At 73.9% G+C, this 12513-nt stretch carries 10 protein-coding genes; 3 read left to right on the top strand and 7 right to left on the bottom strand.

The genetic code is table 11. The features are described 5' to 3' along the window. Position 1: 1 nt before the first annotated feature. From JOL79_RS17815 to JOL79_RS17805, 3 genes are all read right to left on the bottom strand, one after another. Positions 2-1636: a bifunctional 3'-5' exonuclease/DNA polymerase gene (locus JOL79_RS17815; RefSeq protein ID WP_210156964.1), complete on the bottom strand. Its 1635-nt coding sequence runs from the start codon at positions 1634-1636 to the stop codon at positions 2-4. Between the two features lie 80 nt (positions 1637-1716). Then, positions 1717-3222 carry a metallophosphoesterase family protein gene (locus JOL79_RS17810; RefSeq protein ID WP_210156963.1) on the bottom strand — a complete coding sequence of 502 codons (1506 nt, stop codon included), beginning with the start codon at positions 3220-3222 and terminating at the stop codon, positions 1717-1719. A gap of 19 nt (positions 3223-3241) precedes the next feature. Next, on the bottom strand, positions 3242-4807 hold the full coding sequence (locus JOL79_RS17805) for an FAD-binding oxidoreductase (protein ID WP_210157144.1): 1566 nt from the start codon (positions 4805-4807) through the stop codon (positions 3242-3244). Between the two features lie 101 nt (positions 4808-4908). Between JOL79_RS17805 and JOL79_RS17800 the strand changes: the two genes are divergently transcribed. The 3 genes from JOL79_RS17800 (at position 4909) to JOL79_RS17790 (ending at position 7821) form a co-directional block, all read left to right on the top strand. Further along, positions 4909-6405: a glycerol-3-phosphate dehydrogenase/oxidase gene (locus JOL79_RS17800; RefSeq protein WP_210156962.1), complete on the top strand. Its 1497-nt coding sequence runs from the start codon at positions 4909-4911 to the stop codon at positions 6403-6405. Positions 6406-6485: 80 nt separating this feature from the next. After that, positions 6486-7391 carry a sucrase ferredoxin gene (locus JOL79_RS17795; protein ID WP_210156961.1) on the top strand — a complete coding sequence of 302 codons (906 nt, stop codon included), beginning with the start codon at positions 6486-6488 and terminating at the stop codon, positions 7389-7391. A 115-nt stretch (positions 7392-7506) separates the two neighbouring features. Continuing rightward, positions 7507-7821: a WhiB family transcriptional regulator gene (locus JOL79_RS17790; protein WP_076434697.1), complete on the top strand. Its 315-nt coding sequence runs from the start codon at positions 7507-7509 to the stop codon at positions 7819-7821. 92 nt (positions 7822-7913) lie between these two features. Here the strand turns inward: JOL79_RS17790 and JOL79_RS17785 are convergent, their stop codons facing one another. From JOL79_RS17785 to JOL79_RS17770, 4 genes are all read right to left on the bottom strand, one after another. Beyond that, on the bottom strand, positions 7914-8603 hold the full coding sequence (locus JOL79_RS17785) for a phosphoribosyltransferase (RefSeq protein WP_210156960.1): 690 nt from the start codon (positions 8601-8603) through the stop codon (positions 7914-7916). Positions 8604-8639: 36 nt separating this feature from the next. Beyond that, on the bottom strand, positions 8640-9719 hold the full coding sequence (gene rsgA, locus JOL79_RS17780; RefSeq protein ID WP_230984989.1) for a ribosome small subunit-dependent GTPase A: 1080 nt from the start codon (positions 9717-9719) through the stop codon (positions 8640-8642). Between the two features lie 286 nt (positions 9720-10005). Next, complete coding sequence (glyA, locus tag JOL79_RS17775) at positions 10006-11265, bottom strand: serine hydroxymethyltransferase (RefSeq protein ID WP_210156958.1); 1260 nt, start codon at positions 11263-11265, stop codon at positions 10006-10008. Positions 11266-11436: 171 nt separating this feature from the next. Further along, positions 11437-12381: a YihY/virulence factor BrkB family protein gene (locus JOL79_RS17770; RefSeq protein WP_210156957.1), complete on the bottom strand. Its 945-nt coding sequence runs from the start codon at positions 12379-12381 to the stop codon at positions 11437-11439. Between the last annotated feature and the right edge of the window lie 132 nt (positions 12382-12513).

Raw genomic sequence — 12513 nt, 5'->3', positions numbered from 1 at the left:
CTCACTTGGCGTCGGCGTAGCAGCGGACGGCGACCGCCTCCATCGGGAAGCGCACCGGCGTCGCGCCGAACAGCAGCCGGGACGCCTCGGCGGCGGCCCGGACGACGGCGGCGCGCACCTCCTCGGCCAGATCGAGCGGGCAGTGCACCATGACCTCGTCGTGCTGGAAGAACACCAGCCGGGCGGGATCGGGCAGCAGACCGCGCAGCACCGCCATCAGGGTCGTGGCCCACTCCGCCGCCGTGGCCTGGACGACGAAGTTGCGGGTGAACCTGCCCCGGTCCCTCGCCGCCCGGACGCCCTCCGGGCCCGTCACCAGCCGCCGCCACCGCTCCGACGGCGGCGGGCACATACGTCCCAGCCAGGACCCCACCACGCGCCCCTCCTCGCCGGCGCGCGCGGCGTCCTCCACGAACGCGTACGCCTGGGGGAAGCGCTGGCGCATGACGGCCAGCAGCTTGGGGGCGTCGCCGCTGGTCCCGCCGTACATCGCGGAGAGCATGGCGATCTTGGCGGCCTGCCGCTCCCCGCCGAACGCCTGGGCCAGGGCCGCGTAGAGGTCGATCTCCCCCGCGGCCCGCGCGAGGCCCCGGTCGCCCGACATCGCCGCGAGCACCCGCGGCTCCAGCTGCGCGGCGTCGGCGACCACGAGGGCCCACCCGTCGTCCGCCACCACGACCTTGCGCATCACCTTGGGGATCTGCAGCGCACCGCCGCCGTCGGTGGCCCACCGCCCGCTGACCACGCCGCCCACGACATACTCGGGCCGGAGCCGGTGATCACGCACCCACTGGTCCGCCCAGGCCCAGCCGTGGGCGCTGTGCAGCCGGGCCAGCTCCTTGTAGGCCAGCAACGGCGCCACGGCGGGGTGCTCCACGGTCTTGAGCACGTGCGACCGGGTGGACGGGAGCTCGATGCCGGCCGCCTTGAACGCCCGGATTATCTGCTGCGGCGAGTCGGGGTTGACGGGAAGGCCAAGGGCCGCGGTGACCTCGTCGGCGAGCGCCTGGAGCCGGGCGGGGCGCATGCCGTGAGCCGGGCGGGGGCCGAGCAACTCGGTGAGCAGCGCGTCGTGGACGTCCTCGCGCCACGGCATGCCGTCGTGGCCCATCTCGGCGGCGACGAGGGCGCCCGCCGACTCCGCCGCGGCCAGCAGCCGGAACCGGCCGGGGTCGGGCGTCGCCTCGATCCTGCGCCGCTGGTCCTCCAGGACCTCGGCGACGAGGTCGGCCTCCGCCACGCCCGGCCCCCGCCTCTCGGGCTCGAACAGGGCCTCCTGGGCGGCCTGAGGCCGCTCCGCGGCGTCCTCGGGGACCGGGAGGCCGTGCAGCCGGGCGTACGCGGCCTCCGCCTGCCTGGGCTCGCCGTGGCGGCCCTGGGCGGCAAGCAGCAGCCCCTCCGTCAGAGCCAGGTCGTGGCAGCGCGACAGCCGCAGGCCGCGGGCGAGCAGCGCGGGGTAGACCCGCCGGGCGTCGGACCACACCCAGCGCGGATGCCGCGGCAGGCCCGGCCACGGGCCGCGCCCCTCCTCCGCGTCGCGCACGGCCGCCGCCAGGTCGGGGACGCGGACGGCCGCGCCGCCGAGAGGCCGGATCACGCCGCCTCCGTCCGGGTCGGCCGCCACCACAACGTGCACGCCTCCCAGCGTGCCAGCCGCCACCGACAGGACGCCGTGCGGGCGGCCGGCGACCCGGCCCGCGGGCCCTTCGGGCTCTGTCAGAGCTTGATCTCGACCTCGTCCTCCAGCGGCGGCTCGATCTCCTGCGGCAGGCAGCCGGTCGCGGCGAAGCACCGCACCCGCAGCAGGTCGCCGGTCACCGACAGGTGCAGGAAGCTCTTGAAGAACGGCGGGGTGTCCCAGTCGGACAGCTCGGAGATGTACCGGTGGAAGGTCCGCCCCACCGGCAGGTGGAACGGCATGGGCCAGCCCCCGAGCAACCGGGCGGCCCACTTCACCCGGGCCGTGATCGGGGCGCCGGGGGTCGGGCGCGGCGGCGTGTTGCCGATCCGCCGCGACATCAGGGCGAGGCCCTCCTCCGGCGTGATGTAGAGCCACCGCATCCGCAGCCGCCTGCTGTAGAGCAGGCTGTAGAACGACAGCGAGTCGCCGCGCAGCGGGTAACAGCGGAAGTCGTCCTCGTGGACGCCGCCCACGTCGACCCGGGGGATCGTGTGGGTGGCGTGCATGAAGGCGCCGCCGCCGCCGGACACGATGTACTGGATCACCCGGTCGCCGACCCGCACCGGGAAGCGCTCGTAGTTGTGCACGTCGCCGCCGATCGCGGCCACGTAGCCGTTGGCCGGGTCGCGCACGATGTCGTCGACCGTGCCGCCGCCCTCGATGGCGCAGGGGTGATAGTCGTTGCGGACGTAGATCGGCTTACCGGTGATCAGGATCTTGGGCCGGGGTCCGGCCGACACGCGCCGCAGCCACTCGCCCTGCTCCCGGTCGATGTTCCCCTTGATCCCGGTGTCGATGCCGACGAGCAGCAGCCGTCCGGTGTCCAGCACCCAGTACGGCGCGGGCTGCGTGGCCCGCTGCCCGGGCCCCGACCTGAGCTCGCTCGCCTTGGCCAGGGCCGTTTCGTCGACGATGTCCGGCTTCTTCCAGAGCAGGCCGCGCAGCCCGGCGGGCGACAGCCGGAAGCCCCTCTCCTCGACCTTGAGGGGATGGGCGTCGCAGAAGACCCGCATGAAGCCGCCCAGCCCGTCGTACCAGTCGTGGTTGCCGGGCACGGCGTAGATCGGCGCCTGATAGTCCTTGTAGGGCCGGAAGAACTTGTCGCCGTACTCCCGGCCCGACCCGGTCGGGTAGATGACGTCGCTGGCGATCACCGCGAACGCGGTGCCCTCGCCCAGCTTGAGCAGGCCGGGGACGACCGCGTACTGCGAGGCGTCGCCCTCTCCGGTGTCGCCGAGGACGAGGAACGAGAAGTCCTCCCCCGCGTCGACCGTGATCCGGAAGTCGGGGTCGGCGCCGTGCTCCCGCTGCGCGGCCACCCACCGGCGGCGCACCTCGGGTGAGGGGTCGCCGAAGAGCAGCGACAGGATCTCGTTGCGCGATCGCCACAGGGTCCGCGGCGACAGCCAGGTGAACGAGTTCCGGGTCGGGCGCAGGGACTCGAACGTCCCGATCCGCTCGCAGCCCCACCCCGCGCCCTCGGGCGAGACCCGGGACGAGACCTGCTTCCCACGCGCGGCCGCCGCGCCGACATCCACCATGGGAACAATCTTGGCGTTTCTACGGGATCAGCACACCCGGGTTGAGAATCCCCTCAGGATCGAGCCGTTCCTTGATCCCCCGGAGGATCTCCACGCCCAGCTCGCCGATCTCCCGGCCGTACGCCTCCCGGTGGTCGCGGCCCACGCCGTGGTGGTGCGAGACCGTGCCGCCCGCCTCGGCGATCGCCTCGGTCGCGGCCCGCTTGGCCGCCGCCCACTGGCCCAGGGGGTCTCCCGTCTGGGCGGTCACGACGGTGAAGTAGAGCGAGGCGCCGGCCGGGTAGACGTGGGAGACGTGGCACATGACCAGCGGGCCGCCGAGGGAGCCCGTCAGGGCCTCCCGTACGGCGTCGTAGAGGCGCGGCAGGCCCGACCAGAAGCACGCGGTCTCCAGCGTCTCCACGGTCGCCCCGGCGGCCAGCAGGGCGTCGCGCAGGTAGGGCGCGCGGTAACGCCCGCGCGCCCACGCCTCCCCCGGCTCGGGGCCGAGGGCGACCCCGCCCGCCTCCTCCAGCGCCGCCGCGGCGCGCTCCCGGCCGTGGCCGACCTCCTCCGGCGACCCCTCGTAGCCGGCCACGACCAGGCAGCCGGAGTCGCGCGAGAGGCCGATCTCGCCCGGCCTGGCCAGGCCGACCATGGTCTCGGTCTCGTCGGACAGCCGCAGCACGGTGGGCGCCCGGCCGTCCTGCGCGAGCCGCCGCACGGCCGCCAGACCCTCGGCGAAGCCGCCGAACCGCCAGCCCTCGTAGTGGCGCGCCCGCGGCGCCCGATGGACCCGCAGGCGCAGCGACGTGATCACGCCGAACGCGCCCTCGGAACCGAGGATCACCTGCCGGAGATCGGGCCCGGCCGCCGACCTGGGCGCCCGGCCCAGCTCCAGGGTGCCGCGGGGGGTGGCGACCGTCAGGCCCATGACCATGTCGTCGAAGCGGCCGTACCCGGCGGAGGCCTGGCCGCTCGACCGGGCGGCGGCGAACCCGCCCAGCGTGGCGTACTCGAAGGACTGCGGGAAGTGGCCGAGCGTCAGCCCGTGCGCCGCGAGCAGCTCCTCGGCCCGCAGGCCGCGCAGGCCGGGCTCGAGCACCGCCGTCATCGACACCGGGTCGACCTCGATCAGCCGGTCCAGCCGGGCCAGATCCAGCGCCACGACGCTGGCGAAGCCGGGACGGCTCGCGACGAGGCCGCCGACCACAGACGTGCCGCCGCCGAAGGGCACCACAGCCACGTGCCGTTCCGCGCACAGCCGCAGCACGGCGGCGACCTCCTCATGGGAGCCGGGGAACACGACCGCGTCGGGCGCGTCCGAGGCGTCGCCGGCCCGCAGGCGGAGCAGGTCGGGGGTGGATCTGCCGCGGGTGTGCCGGACGCGGGTCTCGTCATCGGTCCGCACCCGTCCCGGGCCCACGATCGCCTCCAGGGCGTCCAGCACGGCCGGAGCCAGCCGGGGGGCGGGCGGGCGCACCTGGTCGAGCGTGGCGGCGGGGACGGCCGGCTCCCGCACGCCCAGCAGCCCGGTCAGCAGTCCTCGCACCTGCTCGGGCAGCTCCACGGCCTGGGCCGGGTCGCCCCAGCCGGACCAGATCATGGGTTCCGCGGGGATCGGCTCGGCGGGGGTCAACGGGATCTCCACGACGTGCGCGCCTCCAGATAGGTTACCCAAGGGTAATGCCGAACTCTGGAGAGAGCATGAACTCCTCCCTCAACGCCGCCCGCCGGGCCCGCGAGCTCGCCGAGGCGCGCGACTCCGTCGCCGACGTCCTCGTGGTCGGGCTGGGGGCGACCGGTGCGGGCGCCGCGCTCGACGCCGTGTCCCGGGGGCTGTCCGTCGTCGCGGTCGACGCGCACGACCTCGCCTTCGGCACGTCTCGTTGGAGCTCCAAGCTGATCCACGGCGGCCTGCGCTACCTCGCGCGAGGGCAGGTCGGCGTGGCCCGCGAAAGCGCCGCCGAGCGGGGCGTCCTGCTCACCCGCACCGCCCCTCACCTCGTCACGGCCCAGCCGTACCTGCTGCCGGTCACGGACGGGGTCACGCGTGCGCAGGCCACGGCGACGATGACGGGCTACCGGCTGGGCGACGCGCTGCGGGCCGCGGCCGGCACTCCCCGGCGGGCGCTGCCCGGCCCCTGCCGGATCCCGGCGGAACGGGCGCTCGCCCTGGCCCCGGCCCTGCGTGCGGACGGCCTGCGCGGCGCGCTGCTGTCCTGGGACGGGCGGGTGGTGGACGACGCCAGGCTGGTCGTGGCCCTGGCGAGGACGGCCGCCGCGCACGGCGCGCGGATCCTCACCCGGTGCCGCGCGCTGTCGCTGCACGGCGACGGCGCCCAGCTCCGCGACGAACTGACCGGCGCCGAGTTCGGCCTGCGAGCCCGTGCGGTGATCAACGCGACGGGGGTCTGGGCGGGCGGCCTCGCGCCGTCTGTGGTGCTGCGCCCGTCCCGCGGCACCCACCTGGTGCTCCGGCCCGGCGCCCTGGGCGGTCTGCGGGCCGGGCTGCACGTGCCGATCCCGGGCGAGCGGAACCGGTACGTCCTGGTGCTCCCCCAGGCCGACGGACGGATCTATGTGGGCATCACGGACGAGCCCGTGGACGGCCCGGTGCCCGACGTGGTCCGGCCCCCGGAGAGCGACGTGACGTTCCTCCTCGACGTCCTGGGATCGGTGCTGGAGCGGCCCCTGGGGCGCGAGGAGGTCGCCGGGGCCTTCGCCGGGCTCCGCCCCCTCGTCGACGCCCAGGGCGGCCGTACGGCCGATCTGTCGCGCCGGCACGCGGTGCTCCGCTCACCCGAGGGCGTGGTGACCGTCGTGGGCGGCAAGCTCACCACCTACCGCCGGATGGCCGAGGACGCCGTCGACGCCGCCTGCCCAGGCGCGCCCGGGAGCCGTACCGCCCGCCTGCCGCTCGTCGGCGCGGGCGTCGCCGAGGGCGCCCCCCGGCGGCTCGTGGAGCGGTACGGCACCGAGGCAGCGGCCGTGCACGCGCTCGCCCGGCTCGATCCCTCGCTGGCCGAGCCCGTCGCCCTGGGCGTCACCCGGGCCGAGCTCGTCTGGGGCGTACGGCACGAGGGCGCCCTTGACGCGGCCGATCTGCTCGACCGCAGGACACGCATCGGGCTCGTGCCCGAGGACCGCGAGGCCGCCCTTGCGGCGGCGGAGTGGGCGTTCGAGGCGGCGGCCGCCGAGTAGCGGGGGGCGGTGACAGCGGGGCCCCTTGACTCGTGTTGCTAAGGTTAGTCTTACCTAATCAACGAGAGGGGCGGGAGAGGATGGCCAGGAGTTGCGAGCATCCCGCCGCCCTGCACGCGGGCGCCGCCCCCGTCCACGCCAGCGCGACCGTGGGCGCCAGGTTCTGGCTGCTCGTCGAGCACCCCGGCCCGTGGGGCCCGTACCTCGACGACGCCCCGCTGCCCGACGCGATCCGCACCCTGGTCGACCGGGCGAGCGCGCTCGGGATCCGGCCCCAGCTGATCCGCCGGCCGGGCCGCAGGAAGGCGCCGGACGCGCCGCTGCACGTCTTCGTCGCCTCCTCCGCCGGGAGCGATCCGTGGCTCGCCGAGGCCTTCCTCGACGACCCCGACGATCTTGACCTGGGCTCTCTCGTGCACGGAGTGGTTCCGGGGTCCTGCATACTGGTTGCGGAACCGATGTTCCTGGTGTGCACGCACGGCAAGCGCAACGCCTGCTGCGCCCGCCTGGGGCTTCCGCTGGCCAGGTTTCTGGACGAGAACCTGCCCGGCGAGGTGTGGGAGACCACACATGTCGGCGGCGATCGATACGCCGCCAACCTGGTGTGCTTGCCACACGGGCTTTACTACGGCAGCATGTCTCAGGCTGCTGCGATCGCGGCGGCAAACGCGTACCGGCACGGCGAGGTTGTCCTCGACCGTTTCCGGGGACGCGCGGGCATCCCTGAGCCACTGCAGGCCGCTGAGCATTTCGTCCGGTTGCGCACCGGTGAACTCTCGGTCGGTGGAGTGGCCGTGGAATCCTCCCGGTCGGAAGGCGACGCCACTGTCTGCGTCGTGCGCTGCACGACACGACGGGGGACGTCGCGATTTCGGGTTGTGGTCGAACCCGCGGTGTTCATGGCATCGTGCGGGTCGGTCTGCGCCGACGAGATCTCGACCTACAGGCTGGCCGAGCTGAGGGAACTCACCGAGGCTCACGCCTGAGGCACTCCGGCCGGAGACGGGAACATCACGGTCCGTTCCGGCGTTGGCACAGAGGACGCCACAAGCGTCCAAAGCGGCACAAACACGAAATACCTCTCACCGAAGGTGGTTTCTCATGTCTCAGGTACGTCGGCAGCTCGCCCGCCCCCGCCCCAGTTGGGGTTGGCAGGATGATGCCGCGTGCCGGGGAGAGGACCTTGTGCTGTTCTTCGGTCCTGATGGCGAGCGTCAGCCCGAGCGCGACATCCGGGAGCGCAAGGCCAAGGCCATCTGCGCTCAGTGTCCCGTGCGTGCCGAGTGCCTCGACTACGCCCTCTCGCGGCCGGAGAAGTACGGCACGTGGGGTGGGCTCAACGAGGACGAGCGCGCCTCCGAGCGTCGTCGCCGCATGCGCCGCGCGGCGAGCGCCGGCATCAGCGCCGTCGCCTGAACCGTCATCCCCCTTCCCCGACACGCGTTCAGCAGGTCGATCGGGTGTTCCGCGGCCCCCTCAGGGCGCGGGACACCCGTGAGGTAGCCCCCTCAGGCTCCGGCTCCGCCCGAGCCCTCCCCCGCCCGGCCCTCCCGTAGCAGGCCGAGCACGTCCGCGTCGGTGAGCTGGTCGAAGAGCTCGTACCACTGCCCGACCGCGCGGAACCCCGCCGGTGTCGCCAGGACCACCACCCGGTCCGCCTCCCGCCGCAGGAGGTCGGCCGTGTCCCGCGCCGCCACCGGCACCGCCAGGGTCACCGTCCCCCGGCCGCCCTGTGCCCGCCGTACGGCCCGCAGCGCCGCCCGCGCCGTGCCGCCCGTCGCCAGCCCGTCGTCGACGACGATCACGTCGCGGCCGGCGAGCCCGGGCAGCGGGCGCTCCCCCCGGTAGGCCCGCACCCGCCGCTCCAGCTCCCGCCGCTCGCGCTCGGCCACCGGGGCGAGCTCACCGGCGTCGAGGCCGAGCCTGCCGAGCATCTCCTCGTCGAACACCGGCTCGCCGCCCTCGGCTATCGCCCCCAGCCCCAGCTCCGGCTGCCGGGGCAGCCCGATCTTCCTCGTCACCAGGACGTCGAGCGGCGCCCCGAGCCGGGCCGCCACGGGCACGGCCACCTCGACCCCGCCGCGCGGAAGCGCGAGCACCACCGGGTCCGGCACGTCCATGCCGTGCAGGACCTCGGCGAGGAGCTCCCCAGCCTCCGTGCGGTCGGCGAAGGGCAACCGCACCCGCGCCCGAGCCATGAAACCGGCATACCCGGCATCAGGCCGGCGGCACCCTCACGGGCGGCCCCGGCCGGACCTGCGCATCTCCTTATGGATGATCTTCCACTTGCGCGTCTCCTCGCTGCGCAGGCGCGCGTCGGAGCGCCGGGCCATCCAGGCCGCCTCGCGCTGGAGCCGGTGCCAGCTGTTCAGCCGCCGCTCGGGCAGCTCGCCCGTCTCGACCGCCTCCAGCACGGCGCAGCCCGGCTCCTCGGTGTGCCGGCAGTCGGAGAACCGGCACCCCGCGGCGAGTTCCTCGATGTCGGCGAAGACCAGGTCGACGCCGTCGCTCATCTCGTACAGGCCCACCCGGCGGATCCCGGGCGTGTCGATCACGAGCCCGCCGCCGGGCAGCGGGATCAGCTGGCGGTGGACGGTCGTGTGCCGGCCCCGGCCGTCGGCCGCCCGCACCTGCTGCGTCTCCATGACCGTCGCCTCCGCCAGGGCGTTGACGAGGGTCGACTTGCCGGCTCCCGAGGGGCCGAGCACGACCGCGGTGCGGGAGTCGCCGAGATAGGAGCGGACGATGCCGACCCCCTCGCCGCTGATCGAGGAGACGGCGTGGACGTCCACGCCGGGCGCGGCGATCGCCACGTCGGCGAGCAGGTCGTCCAGCCCGCGGTCGAACAGGTCGGCCTTGGTCACGAGCACCACGGGCCGCCCGCCGCTCTCCCAGGCGAGCGCCACCAGGCGCTCGATCCTGCCGAGGTCGGCGAAGTCCGCGGCGTGCATGGACGGCTCGGCGACGAACACGATGTCGACGTTGGCCGCGAGCACCTGGCCCTGGCCGTCGCCGGACAGGCCGCCGCGCGAGTCGCGGCTCACGCCGCCCCGCACGAACGCGGTCCGGCGCGGCAGCACCCGCGCGAGCTCGTAGCGGCCCTCGTCGAGGAGCGTGAGCGCGGCCCAGTCGCCCACGCAGGGCAGCGCGATCGGGTCGGCCGCCGACTCCCGCCTCACCTGCGCCCCGTATCTGGCCTGGTGACGGCCGTCGGCCGTGACGACCTCTGCCGCCCCGCGGTCGACCCGGGCCACGCGCCCGGGCACGGCGCCGTCGGGAAGCCCGGCCTGGAACTCGTCGGTCCAGCCGAGCATACGAAGATCGAAAGACATTGCTGTTGGACACCCTTCAGGGAAACCGGGTGCCCCAGCGAGAAGGTCTAGGCGGACACCCGGGAGTTGACGGACGGCATGGTCGTCAGAAAGACCCGCATAGTCCTCACCTCCCTGTGCCGGGCCGCCCTCGTGGCGGCCGTGTCCGTTGCGATGTCCGTACCGTACCGCACCCTCCCGGGCGCGGGCGAGGCGTTTACGTCCCCGTACGCGTCCCGGGTACGCGTCCGGGGGACGCCGGCGTGGCGTCCCCCGGGGCGACGGTGGATCAGGACAGGCCGGGCGCCGGGAACTTCCCGGTCAGCTCGGTCACCTCGCGATGCACCCGGCCGATCACGTCCTCCGCGTCGCCCTTGGCGACGGCGGTGACAACCTCGTCGATCCAGGCGCCGATCTGGCGCATCTCCGCCTCGCCCATCCCCCGGGAGGTCACCGAGGGGGTGCCGATCCGGATGCCGGACGGGTCGAACGGCTTGCGCGGGTCGAACGGCACCGCGTTGTAGTTGGTCTCCAGGCCGGCGCGGTCGAGCGCCTGGGCCGCGGGCTTGCCGCCGACGCCCTTGGAGGTCAGGTCCATCAGGATCAGGTGGTTGTCCGTGCCGCCGGAGACCAGGTCGAAGCCGCGCGCCATCAGCTCGTCCGCGAGCGCCTGGGCGTTCTTCACGATCTGCGCGGCGTAAGCCCTGAACTCGGGCTGGGCCGCCTCGTGCAGGGCCACCGCGATCCCCGCGGTGGTGTGGTTGTGCGGGCCGCCCTGGAGACCGGGGAAGACGGCCTTGTTGAGCGCCGCGGCATGCTCGTCGGAGTCGGTCATGAGCATGGCGCCGCGGGGGCCGCGCAGCGTCTTGTGGGTCGTCGTGGAGATCACGTCGGCGTGTCCGGCCGGGGACGGGTGGGCGCCGCCCGCGACCAGCCCGGCGATGTGCGCGATGTCGGCGGCGAGCACCGCCCCCACCTCACGGGCGATCTCGGCGAAGGCCGGGAAGTCGATCGTGCGCGGGATCGCCGTGCCGCCGCAGAAGATCAGCTTGGGCCGGTGCTCCAGGGCCAGGGACCGCACCTCGTCCAGGTCGATCCGGCCCGTGTCCTTGCGCACGCCGTACCGGACGGGGTTGAACCACTTGCCCGTCGCGGATACCGACCAGCCGTGGGTGAGGTGGCCGCCGAACGGCAGGCCCATGCCGAGGACGGTGTCGCCCGGCTGGAGGAAGGCCATGTAGACCGCGAGGTTGGCGGGCGAGCCCGAGTACGGCTGCACGTTGGCGTGCCGTACGCCGAACACCGACGTGGCGCGGTTGATCGCGAGGGTCTCGATCTGGTCGATGACCTGCTGGCCCTCGTAGTAGCGCTTGCCGGGGTAACCCTCGGAGTACTTGTTGGTGAGGACGGTCCCGGTGGCCTCGAGAACGGCCCGGGAGACGTAGTTCTCGGAGGCGATCAGCTTGACGGTGTCGGCCTGCCGCCGCTCCTCCGCCTCGATCAACGCGGCGATCTCGGGATCGACGGCGTTCAGCGATCTCTCGGTCATGGGCGCCTTCCTTCTCCATCGACGGGGGCGGCGACCCAGGCGCACGGCCTCCGCGTGTTCGCTCCCCGGTGGTGCCCCACCTAGCGACGCGCCCGCGGGCACGTCAGCGCCAGTCGCGACGCCCCTACCTTATCGGAGCCGCCGCCTCGCGTCGGCCCCCGGTGGGCGGGCTCAGCACGGATGGCGGGCCGCTCCGTTGAGCGGCCAGAGGCGGTCGACTTCGGCGTTCAGCGTCGCGCCGATGAGGACGGCGAGGGCGGTGATGTAGAGCCACAGCAGGACGGCGATCGGCGCCGCGAGCGAGCCGTAGATCGACAGCGGGGTGAACCACGCCGCCAGCACCTCGCGCAGGACGGCGGCGCACAGGATCCAGATGACCAGGGCGAGCAGCGCCCCCGGGATCTCCCGCCACCACCGGGTCCGCCTCGGCACGCTCACGTGGTAGAGCAACGTGAGCATCAGCACCGAGCCGAGCACGACGACCGGCCAGTAGAGGACGCTCACGACCACCGCGTACCTGGACAGCGCGTTGGAGAGCAGGGTCGGGCCCACCACCAGGATCGGCATCACCACCAGGCCGATGATCAGCGCCGCCACATACAGCCCGAACGACATCATCCGGGTGCGGATGATCCCCCGGGTCTCCCCCAGGCCGTACGCGATGGAGATGAGGTCCACGTAGACGAACAGGGCGCGGGAGCCCGACCAGAGCGACAGCAGGAAGCCGACGGAGATGAGGGAGACCTGGCCGCCGCTCAGCACGTCGGACAGCAGCGGCTTGACGACGCGCTCCACGGTGTTGTCGGTGAAGAGCAGCTCGGACTGGTCGACGACCCACCGCCTGATCTCTGTGACGGTGGACTGGCCGAGCAGGCCGCTCAGGTGGCCCATCACGCCGAGCAGCCCGAGCACGAACGGCGGGAGCGACAGCAGGGCGAAGAAGGCCGCCTCGCCCGCGAGCCCGGTCACGCGGTAGTTGACCCCGGCCAGCGTGGTCGCCTTCGCCAGGGCCCACACGCCCGTGTCCGTCATCGCGTTCAGCCGGGCCCGCGCCGCCGCGAGCCCGCGGCGCGACAAGTGCCGGGGACGCCGGGTCGGCGCGTCGGTGGAGGTCATGGCACCCAACCGCTCATCGGAAACGCACTACCCGCTGCCACGGTGGACATGTGCCGGCCTCCGGGGCGGATCGTCGACGCCAAGGATAGGGGCCCGGAGGCCGTGCCCGCGATAGCCGTCCGCACGACCCGC

This window comes from Microbispora oryzae, from assembly GCF_017896165.1.
GTDB lineage: Bacteria > Actinomycetota > Actinomycetes > Streptosporangiales > Streptosporangiaceae > Microbispora > Microbispora oryzae.
Note: the sequence above shows the minus strand (reverse complement) of the source record. Positions and strands in the feature narration are given on the sequence as shown.

Bases quoted from the DNA above. Each gene is read 5' to 3' on its own strand.
- JOL79_RS17790 (WP_076434697.1), top strand. From the start codon at position 7,507: ATGTCTCAGGTACGTCGGCAGCTCGCCCGCCCCCGCCCCAGTTGGGGT.
- JOL79_RS17795 (WP_210156961.1), top strand. From the start codon at position 6,486: ATGGCCAGGAGTTGCGAGCATCCCGCCGCCCTGCACGCGGGCGCCGCC.
- JOL79_RS17770 (WP_210156957.1), bottom strand. From the start codon at position 12,381: ATGACCTCCACCGACGCGCCGACCCGGCGTCCCCGGCACTTGTCGCGC.
- JOL79_RS17810 (WP_210156963.1), bottom strand. From the start codon at position 3,222: ATGGTGGATGTCGGCGCGGCGGCCGCGCGTGGGAAGCAGGTCTCGTCC.
- JOL79_RS17785 (WP_210156960.1), bottom strand. From the start codon at position 8,603: ATGGCTCGGGCGCGGGTGCGGTTGCCCTTCGCCGACCGCACGGAGGCT.
- rsgA (WP_230984989.1), bottom strand. From the start codon at position 9,719: ATGCTCGGCTGGACCGACGAGTTCCAGGCCGGGCTTCCCGACGGCGCC.
- glyA (WP_210156958.1), bottom strand. From the start codon at position 11,265: ATGACCGAGAGATCGCTGAACGCCGTCGATCCCGAGATCGCCGCGTTG.
- JOL79_RS17805 (WP_210157144.1), bottom strand. From the start codon at position 4,807: ATGATCTGGTCCGGCTGGGGCGACCCGGCCCAGGCCGTGGAGCTGCCC.
- JOL79_RS17800 (WP_210156962.1), top strand. From the start codon at position 4,909: ATGAACTCCTCCCTCAACGCCGCCCGCCGGGCCCGCGAGCTCGCCGAG.